Origin of the sequence: Phytomonospora sp. NPDC050363 (assembly GCF_040655735.1) — a bacterium.
In the GTDB taxonomy this organism is placed as follows: domain Bacteria; phylum Actinomycetota; class Actinomycetes; order Mycobacteriales; family Micromonosporaceae; genus Phytomonospora.
The window spans coordinates 632,375-648,196 of the sequence record NZ_JBFAKK010000004.1; the positions used below are offsets into that span (position 1 = coordinate 632,375).

Annotated in this window: 15 protein-coding genes; 9 read left to right on the forward strand and 6 right to left on the reverse strand. The window is 71.6% G+C overall.

Going from position 1 to position 15,822, the window contains the following annotated elements; translation table 11 throughout:
* Positions 1-94: 94 nt before the first annotated feature.
* Positions 95-547 (forward strand): hypothetical protein, encoded by a 453-nt coding sequence (locus AB0I28_RS14370; protein ID WP_357493231.1) that lies wholly within the window; start codon positions 95-97, stop codon positions 545-547.
* Between the two features lie 24 nt (positions 548-571).
* Here the strand turns inward: AB0I28_RS14370 and AB0I28_RS14375 are convergent, their stop codons facing one another.
* Positions 572-1,063: a GNAT family N-acetyltransferase gene (locus AB0I28_RS14375; RefSeq protein WP_357493232.1), complete on the reverse strand. Its 492-nt coding sequence runs from the start codon at positions 1,061-1,063 to the stop codon at positions 572-574.
* 317 nt (positions 1,064-1,380) lie between these two features.
* On the opposite strand from AB0I28_RS14375, the gene AB0I28_RS14380 reads away from it, so the two are divergent.
* From AB0I28_RS14380 to AB0I28_RS14390, 3 genes are all read left to right on the forward strand, one after another.
* The gene (locus tag AB0I28_RS14380) at positions 1,381-2,022 is read left to right on the forward strand and encodes a hypothetical protein (protein WP_357493234.1); all 642 of its coding nucleotides are present in this window, start codon (positions 1,381-1,383) and stop codon (positions 2,020-2,022) included.
* Between the two features lie 105 nt (positions 2,023-2,127).
* Positions 2,128-2,589 (forward strand): hypothetical protein, encoded by a 462-nt coding sequence (locus tag AB0I28_RS14385; RefSeq protein ID WP_357493236.1) that lies wholly within the window; start codon positions 2,128-2,130, stop codon positions 2,587-2,589.
* Between the two features lie 98 nt (positions 2,590-2,687).
* Positions 2,688-2,969 carry a hypothetical protein gene (locus AB0I28_RS14390; RefSeq protein WP_357493237.1) on the forward strand — a complete coding sequence of 94 codons (282 nt, stop codon included), beginning with the start codon at positions 2,688-2,690 and terminating at the stop codon, positions 2,967-2,969.
* Between the two features lie 79 nt (positions 2,970-3,048).
* On the opposite strand, the gene AB0I28_RS14395 is transcribed toward AB0I28_RS14390, so the two are convergent.
* Together AB0I28_RS14395 and AB0I28_RS14400 are read right to left on the reverse strand one after the other, a co-directional pair.
* A complete protein-coding gene (locus tag AB0I28_RS14395) occupies positions 3,049-3,459 on the reverse strand; it encodes a DUF1877 family protein (RefSeq protein WP_357493239.1) in 411 nt (136 codons plus the stop codon).
* A gap of 180 nt (positions 3,460-3,639) precedes the next feature.
* Positions 3,640-4,008 carry a hypothetical protein gene (locus AB0I28_RS14400; protein WP_357493241.1) on the reverse strand — a complete coding sequence of 123 codons (369 nt, stop codon included), beginning with the start codon at positions 4,006-4,008 and terminating at the stop codon, positions 3,640-3,642.
* Positions 4,009-4,514: 506 nt separating this feature from the next.
* Between AB0I28_RS14400 and AB0I28_RS14405 the strand changes: the two genes are divergently transcribed.
* Positions 4,515-4,826: a hypothetical protein gene (locus AB0I28_RS14405; RefSeq protein ID WP_357493242.1), complete on the forward strand. Its 312-nt coding sequence runs from the start codon at positions 4,515-4,517 to the stop codon at positions 4,824-4,826.
* 41 nt (positions 4,827-4,867) lie between these two features.
* Here AB0I28_RS14405 and AB0I28_RS14410 read toward each other — a convergent pair whose 3' ends face one another.
* On the reverse strand, positions 4,868-5,818 hold the full coding sequence (locus AB0I28_RS14410) for a hypothetical protein (protein ID WP_357493244.1): 951 nt from the start codon (positions 5,816-5,818) through the stop codon (positions 4,868-4,870).
* Between the two features lie 155 nt (positions 5,819-5,973).
* On the opposite strand from AB0I28_RS14410, the gene AB0I28_RS14415 reads away from it, so the two are divergent.
* On the forward strand, positions 5,974-7,569 hold the full coding sequence (locus AB0I28_RS14415) for a right-handed parallel beta-helix repeat-containing protein (protein WP_357493246.1): 1,596 nt from the start codon (positions 5,974-5,976) through the stop codon (positions 7,567-7,569).
* Between the two features lie 97 nt (positions 7,570-7,666).
* Here AB0I28_RS14415 and AB0I28_RS14420 read toward each other — a convergent pair whose 3' ends face one another.
* Complete coding sequence (locus tag AB0I28_RS14420) at positions 7,667-8,533, reverse strand: deoxyribonuclease IV (RefSeq protein WP_357493247.1); 867 nt, start codon at positions 8,531-8,533, stop codon at positions 7,667-7,669.
* 83 nt (positions 8,534-8,616) lie between these two features.
* Positions 8,617-11,826 (reverse strand): AAA family ATPase, encoded by a 3,210-nt coding sequence (locus tag AB0I28_RS14425; protein WP_357493248.1) that lies wholly within the window; start codon positions 11,824-11,826, stop codon positions 8,617-8,619.
* A 117-nt stretch (positions 11,827-11,943) separates the two neighbouring features.
* Here AB0I28_RS14425 and AB0I28_RS14430 point away from each other — a divergent pair, with 117 nt between their 5' ends.
* From AB0I28_RS14430 to AB0I28_RS14440, 3 genes are read left to right on the forward strand one after another with little or no spacing between them, the layout of a single operon-like run.
* Positions 11,944-12,558, forward strand: a complete 615-nt coding sequence (locus tag AB0I28_RS14430) for an NAD(P)H-dependent oxidoreductase (RefSeq protein WP_357493250.1) — start codon at positions 11,944-11,946, stop codon at positions 12,556-12,558.
* Positions 12,559-12,566: 8 nt separating this feature from the next.
* A complete protein-coding gene (locus AB0I28_RS14435; protein ID WP_357493252.1) occupies positions 12,567-13,817 on the forward strand; it encodes an MFS transporter in 1,251 nt (416 codons plus the stop codon).
* 25 nt (positions 13,818-13,842) lie between these two features.
* Positions 13,843-15,408, forward strand: coding sequence for an MFS transporter (locus AB0I28_RS14440; protein ID WP_357493253.1), 1,566 nt, complete (start codon positions 13,843-13,845; stop codon positions 15,406-15,408).
* Positions 15,409-15,822 lie beyond the last annotated feature (414 nt).

A 15,822-nucleotide genomic window follows, 5' to 3' on the forward strand; every position in this document is an offset into this window, starting at 1 on the left:
CCGTTTCTACCGTGGCGTCGGTGGATGCTTTCCCAGCGCGCCGTCGCCTCCTGGTCGTGTTCGGCGTCGCAGTCCTGGTCGCGGTCGCCTTGCCGTGACCCTCTGGCCAGGCGCCGACGAGGCGGGCGATGACCGCTCCATGTGCGAACGGCTGGAACTGGGTGGCCTCACTGGGTTCGGGGACGCCGACGGCCCTGTCCAGGCGACAGATGAGACCTGCGCGGCGACCTACAGCGACGGCATGGCGGTGCTCACGGTCGCTGTCCGCCGCTTCGATGATGAGGCCGCCGCGGCGAGTGCCTACGCAGCCGTTCCGGCGCTTGACGGCGGCACCGGGGCAGCCGGGGTGGTTTCAGGGTGGGACGAGACCAGACACGAGCAGGGTGCAGGCACGGGTGGATGGGTCACGCAAGAGGTGCTGAGGCGAGGAACGACGGTCGTCGAGGTTCGGCTGGAGCTCTCCGGCGCGATCCCGCCGAGCGCGATGCAGGCTGCGGCGGAGGCTGTTGCGCGCGTAGCGGCGAAGGTCAGGGCGCTGGTGGAGTAGGGGTGGGGCGGGAACCGGCCGTGCCTAGAGGTTCGGGAGGGCGAGCCACTCGGCCCAGCTCAAGTCCCGGCCCACGTAACGGGGCCGGTTCAGGGGCCAGTCCCGGTCGATCCACGCCGGTACCAGCGCGTCGAGGGCCGCCTCCACCTCGCCGCCGACCAGCTCGTCGACCACCCACCAGGAGATCTCGGCGTCCGCGCCGGGCTTCTCGGGCGGGTCGATGTAGACGCAGCCGAGCAGTGCCGTCTCCGCGGGATCGAACAGCGCGAAGTTGAACGACTCGTTGGTCTCCATCTCGGCGGCGTGCCGGGCCAGGTCCCGACGGTCGTCCTCGGCGGACATGGTCGCCAGCGGCCAGCCCCAGGCTTCACCGTAGATCGACCACAGCCGCTCCCGGGAGCCCATCACCGCCACCATGTCGATCTCCACGTCGGACGCCCGGATGGGGCGCAGGTGGTGACCGGTGGGCAGTTCGACCCGGTCGGGCCGCCGGAAGGTGCTCGGGATCCACGTCATTGGCCGGACTGTAGCCAGCCGGCCGGACGGTGTCACACCATTTTGTCCAGCCTGCCGACCGGCCCGAGCTCGCTCACTTTCAGAAGACCCCTCGATCGTTGATGGGGCAATGGTCGTAGGCGATGAGGGATGAGTGGGCGGCCGAGGGCCCTGGTCGCTTCGACGCACCGGCCAAGCCCTTGTCGCACACGATCGGGCGGGGTGTTTCGGCTGGCGGTGGACGAGGAACACCGCTTGCCTGCGTTCGTCGAGTTCTTTGGGGTCGGCAAGGTCTTCGTCCCCAGACCTCCCTCGCGTTGGCGCCGTACGCTCGCCGCGTGAACCAGTTCCCGCAGCATTCCGCTCCCGCGCCCGACGCGGTCTGGTCGCGGCACGGCGGGCGGCGCCATCTGCTGCGGCTGCTGCTGGGTGCCGGTCTGTTCGCCGTCTTTGTGGCGTTGCTGGTCAACGCCTTCGTGTCGGGTGACTTCGCCGACGGCGCCGAGAAGGTGATCGGCGGGATCCTCACCGCCGGGTGCTCGATCACTCTCGTGCTGTTCGTCGTTGCCGCGGTGATGTTGCCTCGGCGGCGGCACCGGCTGCCGGGCGTGGCGGTGGATGCCGCCGGGATCTGGTGGTTGCGGGAGGAGCGGCTGAGGCTGGTGCCGTGGTCGCGGATCGGCGGTGTGGGCGTGGGGTACCTGATCCCGCCGAGGGCGGGCGGCTCGATCCGGATGCGGAAGAACTTCGCTCTTGAGGTCTTCCTGATCGGCCCCGGTCTGCCTTCGCCCTACTTGTCCGACTGGGCGGTCGCCGAGGATCCGCCGGGGCCGGGGATGCCTGCCGAGCGGCTGCGCTACGTCCTGCTCTCCGGCGGCGATCGCCACGAGCTGGAGCGGGCGGTCGCGCGTTTCGCGCCCGGGCGGTGGATCGGGGAGTACGAGCGGCGTTGGACACGGTTGGGCGTGCTCGGGAAGTAATCAGCGTCCTGTCCAGCACCGCACATGCCTCCGGGCGTCAGGACCGGGCCGGCTCGGAACCGTCCAGCTGGAACCCGGCGGCGGCCCGCCGGAGTCTGTGCGGCCGTGTCGGGCGACACCCGGTACGGCAGCCACAAGCATGAGACCGCGATCAGCGATGTGATTGCCACGATGAACCACGGCGGGCTGTGGTCGATGGCCACAACGCGTGCCGCCGTGCGGATACAGTTGCCTTCCGGACGTGGAGGGGGGTGCGGCGTGGTTGTCCAGTTGACGATGATCGCGCGGTACCTCGTCGTGGTGGCGGCCGTCGCCTTCGACGCTGATCTTTCGCTGCCGGCCCCGGCGCTGCTCATGCTCATCGTGCTGGCGGGCGCGGCGGTCCTGGCCCCGGTGATGCGTGTTCTCGTCCGCAAGGTTCTTCGGGCGCTGTCTTCGGCGCCGAATGGGCCGCCCGGGCCCGGCTCGGCCGCCGATGCTCGCGATGTCCGCACCCCTACCGATCCCGGCACGCCTGGGACCGTTCGGGCCCGCGCGCCCTCGCACGGCGTTCACGCCTTCGCCTGAACGCCGCCCGGCCCACGCAAGGTCCAGGTGCGCCGCCGTGCGCCGTTCTCGCAAGGCGATCGATTCGTCGACGTCACGCCGAGCGAGAAGAGTCCGCCATGTCCGAGCACGAACCCGTCCCCACCGACACCCGGAGCCGCCGCGGATTCCGCGACCGGCTCACTTTCCTGCTGTTTCGCACCGCCGGGCGCCTGAAGCTCGGTGTCGCGAGCGCCTATCTTGCCGCCGCCTCCCTGATCGGCTTCGAGGCGCTGGTCGGGCTGCTGTCCTTCACCTCGATCTGGCCGGCCTCGGTCCCCTTCGTGATCGGCGCGCTGGCCGTCGTCTACTTCCTCCGCGAGCGGATCCGGGCGCCATGGCGGCGGAGATCCCGGGACTAGCTCGCATGGGAAAGCCCCGGACTCATCGGCCCGGGGCCGATCCACCGCGTGATCGGCCGTCGCGCTCCAGGATCGGCGGCTAGTGCCAGGCCATGAACTTCATGCCGGCGCCTGCGTCCGCTGCGCGTTGGTAGACGTCTTTGAGGATCGTGAAGTGAGCCTTGAGGTACTCGTCGTGGTCCGGGTGGTTGCAACCCTTTCCATGCGGCGTTTCTCGGTAGGCGGCCCAGTACCGCTCGAAGGTCACGGTCTGCAGCTGTTGCCAGTTCCCCTGGACTTCCTCGGGGTCGAGCCGCCCCTCGTAGACGCCTACGCTGTCGGAGTCCTCGTCCCCGGTCGCGACGAAGATGTTCCCGGTCACGATGAATTCGCCGTCGAGCCCGAGCGCGCTGAGGCCTTCGGTGAGGTCGAACCAGCTCGTGTCGATGTCGACCTCTTCACCGGCGGGCTTCGCCCCGTGGACCGGCTGCAGGTATGTGAGCACGCCCATGGCGCTCGTCTCCCTTCGGTTCCGCGCCGCTTCCCAATACGAGCTGTGCCCAGCAATGGGGCCGGCACCACCAGCGACGCGTTCGGCATGGTCTTCGCGGCGAAGATACCGGCGAAGTGCACGACCGCCGATGGGACGCCGAACGCGGCCAGACTATGAGCGGCGAACCAGCGCAGCCGCTCAGGCGTCGCGCGGGGGCACGTCCATTCCCGCAGTGACGAAGGGGTCGAGGAGGATCCTGTACTGCTCGTCGGTCAGCTTCGCGCGTTTGCACACCGCGCCGGCGGCGATCACGCATGCCGCGATCGCGTCTGACAGCAGGTACTGGCGGTGCTCCGACAGCTCGTCCAGCCGTTCTCGCAGGTTTTCGCGCACGGTGTGGTCGATGGTGGAGTTCTGCGACGCCGAGGTCCTCACCGCGCGGCTGGCCTCCTTTCCGCCCTCTTTGCGCAGGCCCACCGCCCGGTCGAAGGCCGTGGCCAGCTCAGCGGGCGGCAGGGCGGTGGCGCGAGCGATGAAGTCGGTGGTGACGGAGTCGAGCACGGGCATGGGGAACCTCCTGGCGACGAAGCATTCAGGTTAACCATTCGCTGCCCGCGGGCTTCTGGCTCGGCGGACGCCGTTCGTTTCCGAGCCACCGAGACTAAGACGGGGCCGTGGACCGGGCTGCTGTGCGTGCACGGCGGCGGGTTCGTCGGCGGCTCGATGTACTCGCACCGCAAGATGTTCGGCCACCTGGCCAAGGCCGCCGGGGTGCGCGCGCTGCTGTCCGGTGACTCCTCCGGCGGCGGCCTGATTCCGGCGGGAGCTGCTGGCCCACTGCTACCGGATGCTCGGTTCCGCCGACGAGGCGCAGGATTCCGTACAGGAGACCTACCTGCCGTCGAGGTCGCGAACATGCTCGCGATCTCGACGGTCGCGGTCAAGAGCGCGCTCCAGCGCGCCCGGGCCCGCCTCGACCAGGTTGCCCCGGAGCGGCGTCGGTCGTCGAACCGACCGAGCCGCGCGCCCGGGCGCTGCTCGACCGGTACATCGCCCGCTTCGAACGCGCCGACATGGCCGCGCTGGAACGGGCCCTGCGCACCGACGCCGAGATCGAACCGGTCGGGACCCCGATCTGGTTCGCCGGCCGCGTCACCTGCCTGCGCTTCCTCGCGCGCGTGATCGGATCCCCCGGCGCCTGGCGGATGGTCCCGGCCAGCGCCAACGGGCAACCCGCCGTGGCCGCCTACCGCCTCGGCGGCGAGGGACGTACCACGCATTCGCGCTCGGAATCCTCACCGCGACTGGTACCGGCATCGCCCGCGTCCACGTCTTCGATGGCGGTGCCGACCTCATCGCGGGCTTCGGTCTCCCGGCGTGCATGACGGACTGACTTCACGTGCCGGAATCCGGGCGTGTTCGGGATTCAGGGGAGCGCGGGCCAGGTCTCGGCAAGGGCGAGCACGCGGTCGTGCCCACCGGTGGTCCGGGCCACCCACGGGTCCCCGGAGCCGGACCGGATGGAAGAGGCGCCGGCCCTCACGCCGTCCGCTCTGGTAGTCCTGTCGTCTCCCGTCAACGGCCGACAGGCGGCGTCGCGGGTCAGTGAGCCGCCTCGAACTCCGCCGTACTGAGGCCGAGCGCCGTGGCGAGTTGCGAGAGGACGGCGTCTGCGACGGCTGTCTCGGGGGGTCTGGGCGCCGATGCCGCCGCGTAGGGATTCGGCGGCCTGGGCCAGCATGCCGGGCGACAACCGGGGATGCAGCCACCGCATCCACTCCACGATCGAAGCGAGGCCGTAGCGGATCCGGGGCTCTGAGGCGTCCTCCGCGGTCGCGTTGCGCAGTGCTTCCACGGCGATGGCGAGCCGCGCCGCGGGATGGCCGTGGCCGTTGAGCACCTGGTCCAGACGGTCCAGCGAGAGCCCGGTCGGCGTGTGCTCGCCAGGCCGACGCGCGGTGTGGATGTCGGGTAGCCGTTCAGGGCTGGGGTCGACCACGACGGTGACATCGGCGGCCTCCTCGCCCAGATCGGTGGCGACCGTCAGCCGTAGCGTGCTCATCGGCGCCGTTGCCGGCCAGGAGAAGAAGGGCGGTTCCGACGCCTCGCGGAAGGTGAGACGGCCGGTGGCCAGGGTGGTCTCTCCACTGAACATCCGGCGGGCGGCTTCCGGTGCGACCCCTCTCCACAGTTGCACGCGCACAGGGGCGATCTGCGCCCGAGATGGGAGGAGCACGTGCTTCCGGTCGCTCGCCGGCGGCGTGGACATCAGCAGGTCGAATTCCGGCCGCTCATCGGATCCGACGACAAGCTGCCCGTAGTTCATGACCACCTGGACTTCGGCGACCTTCACGGCGACCCCTTCGGCGACCTTCACGGCGACCCCTTCGGTGACACGTGCCGCCCGGATCCCGAACGGCGTTCGGCGGGCCGATCCCGGCGTCGGTATGGTGCATCATGATCTATCGTCCATTGAGGACAGACGCCCGTGAAGTCCTTCGAAGCGCCCCCTACCGTGCCTGGAGTCTGCCCATGCAGCGCGTTCTCGGCCTGATCGTCGGCGCCGTACTGGCGACCAGCGGACTGGTGGTGACCTCCGGCGCGGCGACGGCGGAGGAGCCGCCCGTGGCCACCGTGTCCGACGAGCCCCCGGCGACGTCGCCGGCTCCGATCTGCGGCAACGCCGCCATCCTGGACGGCCCGGCCGAGCCGCCGGCCGGCGCGACGGTCGTCGCGGCCGGCAACAACAACAGCCTGTTCTACGACTTCCGCCAGCCGGACCGGACCTTCTGGTTCGCGCCCGGGATCCACACGATGGACGCCGATCCGTACGGGCAGATCGAGCCCGGCAGCGGCACGACCTTCATCGGCGCGCCGGGTGCGATCTTCGACGGGCAGGGGATCAACCGGGCCGCGTTCACGCAGGGAGCGCCGAACGTCACCATCGAGCACCTGACGATCCGCGGCTTCGTCGCCGGGCAGGACCAGGGTGTGGTGAACAAGGACGCCGCGCGCGGCTGGACCGTCCAGAACAACACGATCACCGACAACGGCGGCGCCGGCCTGATGGCGGGCCGCGACAACGTCTACCGCGAGAACTGCATCAAGGACAACGGCCAGTACGGCATCAACGCCTGCTGCGGCGGCCACTCCGAGGTCGACGACATCGCCGACTTCGTGCTCGACCGCAACGAGATCGTCGGCAACAACACCGACGACTGGGAGACCCAGATCCCCGGTTGCGGCTGCAGCGGCGCCGTCAAGTTCTGGATCAACCGCAACGTCACGGTGACCAACAACTGGGTGCACGACAACCGTGGTGTCGCGCTCTGGCTGGACAACAACAACCGCGGCTTCGTGATCGAGCACAACCTGATCGAGGACAACGACGACCAGGCCCTGTTCATCGAGGCCGGCTACGACGCGCGCGTGCGCTACAACACGATGCGCCGCAACGCCATCGTCGGCGGCAAGAAGAAGGCCGACCGGGGCGACACCTTCCCGGTCGGCGCGATCTACGTGTCCGAGAGCGGCAGCCCGGCCGGGTACGGCCTGCCCACCACGCCGATGGTGATCAGCGACAACGACCTCATCGACAACTGGGGCGGCGTGATCCTGTGGGAGAACCCCGACCGCTACTGCTCCTCCGAGGCGCACACGCACCCGCCGTTCTGCACCGTCAAGACCGACCTCTACGACGACGCGCAGTGCGAGACGGCCGTCGAGAACGACATCCCGGACACCATCGACAAGTACCGCTGCCGGTGGTCGACCGAGAACATCGTGGTGGAGAACAACGACTTCACCATCGACAAGGCCGCCGTCGGAGCGGGATGTGTCGGGGCGCAGTATTGCGGCCTCAACGGCGTCTTCTCCAACTGGGGCTCGTTCGACGAGTTCTTCGGCTACACCATCCCGTGGCGGCTCACCTTCCAGCAGGGGATCGTGTTCCGTACCAACCACTACGCCGGCGACTGGTGGTTCGCCGGGTTCCAGCAGACGCGTCCGGACGGCCAGCGCGTGAGCTGGGCCGACTGGACCGCGCCCGCCCCGCAGGTGCCGCCGGTGTTCACCCATGACAACCGGCCGGTGACCTTCGGCCAAGACCAGGGCAGCACCTACAACTGATCGGGTATCGACGTCGCCGCTCCCAGAGGCCGTCCGGTGAAGCCGGGCGCAAGGTCACTGGGAGCGGCCGTCTCCGCCAGGCGCACGCGCCGATCCCCTACTCGACGGTGCCGGGCCGGTCGAGCCACTTGGCGTAGGCGACATCATCCGCGGCCGACGCGGTCTCCACGATGAGCGGAATCCCCGCCAGCGCCGGGCTCGACACCACCGACCGCAGCGCGTCCTCGCCGAGCGTGCCCACCCCCAGCGATTCATGCCGGTCGCGACGCGAACCCCACGGAGCCTTGCTGTCGTTGAAGTGCACCAGATCGACCCGGCCGGGGCCCAGGTCGGCGGCCAGCGACCGCAGCGACGCCTCGAACACCGCCGGGTCGGCGAGGACCTCGCCCGCGGCGTGCAGGTGGCAGGTGTCCAGGCACAGTCCTAGCTCATCGAGCCCCACGGCCTGCATGTACTCGACGGTGCTCGCCAGTGTCGAGGCCATGGCGTTGGCGGCGCCGGCCGTCGGCTCGACGAGGATCCGCACCGGCGGCGCGTCTTCGAGGACGTCCCGAAACGCCTTGGCGACGCGTCGCAGTGCCCCCGTCCGGTCCCCGTCGACCGACGACCCGGCGTGCACGACAACGCCCTGCGCGCCGAGGAGGGAGGCGGCGGTCATCGTCGTCCGCAGGGTTTCGACGGAACGTTCGAGCGTGACGGTGTCGGGGGAGGCCAGGTTGATCAGGTAAGCGGCGTGCACGAAGACCGGCCAGCCGTGCACCGAGCACTGCGCGCGGAAGTCGTCGGCCACCCGCTCGTCGACACGCGGAGGCGTCCAGCCGCGCGGTGACCCGACGAATATCTGCACCGTCTCGGCGCCGGCCTTGACGCCCTCGGCCACTCCACGGCGGACAAGCCCGCCCGCGACCGGTACGTGAGCGCCGATGCGGCGCGTGGACTTCGCGGGAGACGCCTCTGCGGCCAAGTGTCTCGCTCCCCACCGGGCGGCTCGTGCGGCTTGCGCCGACCTGATCTCCGGCCCAGGTTAGTGGGGCCCGCCCGGCGGCCTCACAGCGACCAGCGCGTGGGCTCTCCGGGCCGGTAGACGCAGTACGCGCCGGTGGATACGGCGGCCGTGAGGTGTTCGTGCAGCTCGGGATGCGGCTCGCGGAGCCGCCGCAGAACGTCGCGGATGCGGGCGGACACCGTCTGCCGGGCGCGTTCGGCCTCGTCGCCCAGCCTGCGCGGGCGACCGCCCAGGCCGGTGGCCCGGCGCAGCTCGTCGAGCAGTGCCGCGCGTTCGGCGTCGAGGGCGGCGAGCCGGCGTTCGTCACCGCGCGTCTCGGCCCGCTGGATGGCGTCGTCGAGTCGTAGGAGGTGATCGCGGTAGGCGATCCGCGCCTGATCGTCGAGCACCGGATCGGCGCCGAAGCCGCGCATGGCGGCCGTCGCTGTCGCGGCGGTGGGGGCGAGCAGCTCGGTCGCCGGGACGTCCACGCCGGGTCTGCCCAGCAGGATGCGCAGGTCGTGCAGGCCCTTGGCGTCGCGGACGTGCGCGGTGCGCCCGGCGTAGCGCAGGGTCCACACCTTGCCGTCGGGCCGGAAGACGTTGTCGGCCGGTGCGGTGTCCGGGCCGGCGGGAACGAGTCCTTCGAAGGCCGCCGACATGCCCAGCCTGGCCGCCTCGGCCGACCCTTCGGCGCACATGGCCTCCGCGGTCTCGGCGTCACCGGCGGCGCCTCGGGCGCGCAGCGCCTGCGCGAGACGGCCCCTGGCCAGTACCGACCACGGTCGCGCGTCGAGGCGGTCGGCGGCCGAGACGGCCGCGCCCAGGTTCCCGACGGCGTCGTCCCACCTGCCTTGAGCGGCGTCGACGCCCCCGGCCCACAAGGACATCGGACCCCACAGGGCCATGCCGCCGGAGAACACCGCCCATCGGTCCACGATCGGCGCGATGGCCCGGCGGCTCTGCTCGCACAGTTCGGGATCGCCGGAGGCCGCGGCGAGCTGTGCCTGGAACACGAGCAGCATCGGGGTGAAGCGCGGCGACATCCCGCTCAGCAGCGCCTCCACCTCCGGGCGGTGCCGGGCGGCGGTCTCGGCGTCGCCGCGGTGCGCGGCGGTGATGCCTTCGAGCACCGCGACGAACGGATCGCCCGGCGTGGTCGTGCGCGCGACCTCCAGGGCCTGGTCGGTCTCGCCGCGCAGGAGCTCCAGCGCCCATAGCTGGTCGCGCCAGACCCGGTGGTGGTCGACCTCCCCGACGCGCTCACCGAGCAGGTGCGCCTCGTCCATGAGGCGGCGGGCCTCCTCGAAACGCCCGCGTAGCGCGGCCATCGTGCCGTGCCGGGACACCGCCATGAAACGGTGGCGGGGCAACCGGGTGCGGTCGGTCAGTGCGGTGAAGGTGTCGAGTTCGGCGCGGCTGCGCGGATCGCCCTGCTCCAGCAGCGCCAGGGTGCGCAGGAGCGAGGCCAGCGCCTCCAGCTCGCCGTCGGCGGCACGGCGGGCGGCGGCGGTGAGCTGGTCGAGCACCGCGATCCGCTCGGCGTCGCAGCCGGGCACCCACAGCGCGTCGTGCTCGGCGAGCAGGCACCAGCCGAGCGTCTCGGCGTCGCCTTGCTCCCGGGCGAGCGCCACGGCCGTGCGGGCGAGTTCCCGCGCGTTGTCCTGGTCGGCGCCCCGGTGCGTGCGGGCCATGCTGGCGGCGGCGAGCACGCGTGCGCGCAGGGCCGCGTCGTCGGTCTTGCGGTGTTCGAGGCCGGTGAGGGCCTCGTCGAGCAGGGCGATCTCGTCGTAGTCCCGGCGGGAGGGGTTGCCGAGCCGGTGCAGTCCGAGCGCGGCCAGTGCGAGGAGTTCGGCGTCGGCGATGTCGCGCCCGGTGGCCAGCGCCGACGCGAAGCTCGCGCGGGCGGCGGTGAGGTCGCCGGCGCGGTCGAGCTGTTCGGCGAGTTCCAGTTCGATGCGGGCCCGGCCTGCGGCGGGACCGTCACCGAAGACCTCCAGGGCGGCGCGGTAGTGCCCGACGGCTTCCTCGGAGGCGAGGCGCCCGCAGGCGTGGCGGGCGGCTGCCAGGAGGTAGTCGGCGGCCTCGCGGCCCGGCAGGAGGGGAACGGCGAGCCTGCCGTGGTGGGCGAGCGCGGCCGGGCTCAGCTCGGGGCGGCCGTGGAGGGCGCGAACGACCGCGAGGTGGCCTTCGCGACGGTGCTCGGGGCCCAGTGCGTCGTAGAGGGATTCGCGGACCAGATCGTGCGTGAAGGCGTACCGGCCGCCGGTGGTGCGGCCGACGAGCCGCGCCGCCAGCGCGGGTTCGAGGAGCGCGGCCATGTCCGCCGGCCGGCGGTCGGGTTCGAAACGGGCGGCGTGGGCCGTCGCGAGGAGGTTCTCGGTGAACTCGTGCCCGATGACCGAGGCGGTGGCCAGTGCCTCGACGGCGGTCGGCGGCAGTAGGTCCAGCCGCTGCCGCACCGCGTCGCGGACACCGGCGCCGACGGGTCCTGCTTCGGGATGGCCGGAACCGAGCTGCGCGGTCTGCTCGACGAAGAACGGGTTGCCGCCGGTGCGCCGGTGCACCTCGGCGGCCAGTTCGGGCGGGGGAGCGGTCCCGGTCGTGCGTTCGATGAGCGCGCCGACCTGTGCCGCGTCGAGCCCCGGCAGGTGCACGGTCCGGGCCCGCGAGGCCAGTGGGAGGAGGAGTTCACCGGCGCGATGGCCTGGTCGCTCGACCTCGACGTCGCGGTAGGTGCCGATCACCAGCAGCGGTTCGAACCAGGCGTGGCGGGCGAGGAAGTTGAGCAGTCGCAGCGACGCCGGGTCGGCCCAGTGGAGGTCGTCGAGCATGATCAGGGTCGGCCGGTCGCGGGCGGCGCCGACCAGCAGTGTGGTGAACGCGTCGTGCAGGCGGAAGGACACGTTGTCCGACCCGGGGCGTGCGGCCGTCGAGGGTGGCGCGGCCTCCCCGAGCAGCACCGGCAGGCTGTCGCCGGCCAGTTCGGACGCCGCCGACCACTCGCGCGTGGTCGCCGTCCGCGCCAGATCCCGCACGACCTGCACCCACGGCCAGTAACCGGGCGCGCCGTCGCCCTCCCAGCACGAGGCGCTCAGGAGACGCACGCCACGGTCGGCGGCGTCCTCGGCGGCCGCGGCCAGCAGCGCGGTCTTGCCGATCCCGGCCTCCCCGGTGACGAAGACCAGCCCTCCGTGGCTGTGGAGGACCCGGTCGACCTCGGCCTTGAGGACCGCGGCGGGGTGCTCGCGCCCGATGAGGGAGTCCTGCATGGAGGCCGCCAACCTGTCCGAATTGTCCGTGTGAGGTGCCTGTGAGATCCGATCTCGCGACGGTGAGGGCCGATCTCACGCCTCAGGAGTGTGAACACCGACATTACTGGAGCGATCATGGACACCGGACAACTGAGCGTCGACGGCGGGACCGAGCGTGCGGGCAGGGACCCGCTGCGGGTCGCCGTCATCATCGGGAGCACCCGCGAGGGCCGCCGCGGCGCGGCGGTGGCGCGCTGGTTCGCCACCCACGTCCACCAGCACAAGGCCTTCGTCCTCGACATGGTCGACCTGCTCGACGTGCCCCTGCCGGTCCGCCACTCCGACGAGACCTCGCCCGAGGTGGACGCCTGGGCGGCCCGCATCGACGGTGCCGACGCGTTCGTGATCGTGACCCCCGAGTACAACCACGGCTACCCGGCCGGCCTCAAACACGCCATCGACCTGGTCGTACGCGAGTGGCACGCCAAACCCGTCGCGTTCGTCTCCTACGGCGGGTCCGCGCGCGGCCTGCGCGCGGTCGACCAGCTGCGGCAGGTCTTCTCCGAGCTGCACACGGTCACGCTGCGCGATTCGGTGAGCATCAACGTCTTCGGCGACGAACTGGACGACCTCGGCTGGGTCCGCGACCACAGCGGAGCGGCCGTCGCCGCCAAGACGATGCTCGACCGGCTCGACTGGTGGGCGAGCGCGCTGCGCACCGCCCGCGTCGCCGAGAAGTACCAGGCGTGAGGCCCGTCATGGCACAGCATCGACCGGCAGGGGAGAAACCCCGCGGCACGGTCCCCGGGGACCGCCCTCGGCCGCACCGGCGCCGGACGTCCGCGTTCGCCCTCGCGGCACTGGCCGCGCCGATGTCCTTCGGCATCACCGGCCCCGCGCTCGTGCTCGGCGACATCGCCGGCGACCTCGGCGTGTCGGTCCCGGCGGCCGCGTCCGTGGTCACCGCGTTCGGGTGGGGCATCGCCGTCGGCACGCCCACCATGGGCGCGCTGCTGTCCCGGCGCGGCCTGCGCGCCGCGCTGATCGTGTGCTCGCTGCTCATCGCCGCGGGCACGGCGCTGGTGCTGACCGTCGCGGTGCTGCCCGCACTCGTCCTCGGCTCCGGCCTCCAGGCACTCGGGTCGGCCGGGATGGTCGTCGTCGCCATGAGCCTGGCCGAGTCCGCGCGTGACATGGGCACGGTGACCGCGTCGCTTGCCGGACTCGGCGCCGTCGCGCCACTGATCGGCACGCAGGTCAGCTCCGCCCTGTCATGGCCGGCCGTGCTGGCGATGAGCGCGCTGAGCCTCATCGCCGTCCCCGCCGTGCTCCGGGGCGCCCGGCACCGTCCGCCCGTCGAGGAGCCCACCGCCGGGCGGTTCGACGCCGTCGGCGCCGTCCTCCTGGTCGCCGTGGTGACCGCTCTGGTGGCCGTGCCGAAACAACCGCTGCTCGCCGGCGGCGGCGCCCTCGCGACAGCGGCGCTGCTGGCCCTCCACATGCGACGAAGGCCGCACGGCTTCCTTCCCGCAGTGGTGCTCACCAGCCGCCGCTTCCTGCTGTCTGCGGGCATCGCGTTCCTCCTCGCCGTCGCCAACTTCGGGATCGTCTACGCCGCCCCCGAAAGGCTCGGCGAACTCACCGGCTGGACCGACGGCCCGCTCGGCATCGCCATCGGCGTGCCCTACCTGGTCGGCGGCGTGGTCTCCTGGACCCTGGTAGCCCGCTCCGGCCGGCTCACCCACCCGGTCCTGGCCACCGTCCTGACCGGCGCGGCCGTCATCGCCGTCACGGCCGTGACCCTCGGCTCGTCGGTGGTCCCGCTCCTGTTCGCGGGCATGGTCACCGGCTCACTCGCCGCCTCCACCGGACAGGGCGCACTCGCCCTGCACGCCGCGGCCGCCGTCCCCGAACCCCAGCGCGTCAGCGCGATGGGGCTGTTCAACCTCTGCTACCTACTCGGCGCCGCCTTCGGCCCCGCGCTCGCCGCGCTCGCCGTCAGCGGCTAGCGGTCGACATCGAAAGGAAGACCCCATGTCATCCCGAACCATCGAAACCGTCCCGAAGGCGGGGATCCGTCAGTGGCTGGGTCTGGCCGCGCTCGCGCTGCCGACGCTGCTGATCGCGCTCGACCAGAGCGTGCTCTTCCTGGCCCTGCCCCACCTCGCCGAGGGCCTGAACCCCACCGGCACCCAAATGCTGTGGATCATGGACGTCTACGGCTTCCTGATCGCCGGCTTCCTCATCACCATGGGCACCCTCGGCGACCGGATCGGCCGGCGCAAGCTGCTGATGATCGGCGCGGCGGCCGTCGGCGCGACCTCCCTGCTGGCCGCCTACTCCGGCAGCGCGGAGCAACTGATCGTCGCCCGCGGCCTGCTCGGCATCGCCGCCGCGACCCTCATGCCCTCATCACTCGCGCTGATCGGCAACATGTTCAGCGACCCCCACCAGCGCGGCCGCGCCATCGCCGTATGGGCCGGCTGCTTCATGGGCGGCACCGCGCTCGGGCCGGTCGTCGGCGGCGCCCTGCTCGAACAGTTCTGGTGGGGCTCGGTGTTCCTGATCGGCCTGCCCGTCATGGCGGTGCTGCTGGTCGTCGCCCCCATGCTGCTCCCGGAGTACAAGAACCCCGACGCCGGCCGGATCGACCTGCTCAGCGTCGTGCTGTCACTGGCCGCGATCCTGCCCATCATCTACGGGCTCAAAGAACTCGCCCGCCACGGCTTCGACCCCCTCGCGGCCGGTGCCCTCGCCGCCGGACTGGCGATCGGCGTGGCATTCCTCTCCCGTCAGCGCAAACTCGCCGCCCCGCTACTCGACCTGAAACTCTTCAAAGTGGGCGCGTTCAGCGCCGCGCTGATGATCCTGCTGGTCGCGATGCTCGGCACCGGCGGCGGATACCTGTACATCACCGGCTTCCTCCAGATGGTCGAAGGACTCTCGCCGCTGGAAGCCGGGTTGTGGATCGTGCCATCGGCCGCCGCGTCGATCCTCGCCGCACAAGTGGCCCCCGTCCTCGCCAAGCGGTACTCCCTCAGCAGCGTCATCGGCGGCAGCCTGATCATCGGCACGGCCGGCTACGTCCTGCTCTCCTTCGTCGACCCGACCGGCGCAATGCCCACCCTGATCGCCGGATCCGTGATCATCTTCATCGGCGTCGGCACCATCGGGGCACTCGGCACCAACCTCGTCGTCGGATCCGTGCCCGCCCGACAGGGCGGCTCCGCCGCCGCCCTCTCCTCCATCAGCGGCGACCTCGGCACCGCCCTCGGCGTCGCCCTGCTCGGCAGCCTTGGCGGCCTCGTCTACCGCAACACGATCCACCCGCCCGCCGACATACCCACCACGGCCGCACAGGCCGGCGAGAAGAGCATGGAAGACGCCATCGCCGCCACGAACGCGCTCCCCGACCCAGCAGGACAGGCCCTGCTGACCGCCGCCGGCGACGCCTACACCAACGGCCTCAACACCATCGGCATCGCCTGCGCGATCATCGCCGCCGCCAGCGCCGCGATCGCGTTCGGGGTATTGAGGCGGGCTGAGTTTGCCGGGGCTGAGTTTGCTGGTCGGAGGCTAACGAAACCTCCTGCCAGGTAGGGGATCGGGCTGTGGCACCTCCTCCGGTGCCGGGTCCCCGGCCGGAGGTGACGCCTGAACTGGCGGGTGCCCGGCGCGAAGCGGCCGGCACCGGTGTGGGGGTTGGGTGCGCGGGGGCGGCGGCGGGTGCTCGGCGCGAAGCGGCCGGCTCCGGTGTGGGGTGCCGCCTGAAGCGGCGGGCGCTTGGCGCCCGGCGCAGGGCCGGGGGCCGACGCTGCGGGCCTGCGGGCCTGCGGGCCTCCGGGCCTCTGGGCCTCTGGGCCTCTGGGCCTCCAGGCCTGCGGCCGAGGCGAAGCCGGCCGCTCAAGGGCAGGGAAGTACGGCCCGTAGCCGAGGCGAGAGGTCCGGGTCCAGGGACGGAGTTCCTGGTGGGGGTCTGGGGGCGAAGCCTCCCAGCAGGGTTTGGGACGGAGT

Coding starts and splice junctions, on each gene's coding strand:
- AB0I28_RS14375 (WP_357493232.1), bottom strand. CDS start 1,063: ATGACGTGGATCCCGAGCACCTTCCGGCGGCCCGACCGGGTCGAACTG.
- AB0I28_RS14390 (WP_357493237.1), top strand. CDS start 2,688: ATGTCCGAGCACGAACCCGTCCCCACCGACACCCGGAGCCGCCGCGGA.
- AB0I28_RS14395 (WP_357493239.1), bottom strand. CDS start 3,459: ATGGGCGTGCTCACATACCTGCAGCCGGTCCACGGGGCGAAGCCCGCC.
- AB0I28_RS14400 (WP_357493241.1), bottom strand. CDS start 4,008: ATGCCCGTGCTCGACTCCGTCACCACCGACTTCATCGCTCGCGCCACC.
- AB0I28_RS14405 (WP_357493242.1), top strand. CDS start 4,515: ATGGCCGCGCTGGAACGGGCCCTGCGCACCGACGCCGAGATCGAACCG.
- AB0I28_RS14415 (WP_357493246.1), top strand. CDS start 5,974: ATGCAGCGCGTTCTCGGCCTGATCGTCGGCGCCGTACTGGCGACCAGC.
- AB0I28_RS14425 (WP_357493248.1), bottom strand. CDS start 11,826: ATGCAGGACTCCCTCATCGGGCGCGAGCACCCCGCCGCGGTCCTCAAG.
- AB0I28_RS14430 (WP_357493250.1), top strand. CDS start 11,944: ATGGACACCGGACAACTGAGCGTCGACGGCGGGACCGAGCGTGCGGGC.
- AB0I28_RS14435 (WP_357493252.1), top strand. CDS start 12,567: ATGGCACAGCATCGACCGGCAGGGGAGAAACCCCGCGGCACGGTCCCC.
- AB0I28_RS14440 (WP_357493253.1), top strand. CDS start 13,843: ATGTCATCCCGAACCATCGAAACCGTCCCGAAGGCGGGGATCCGTCAG.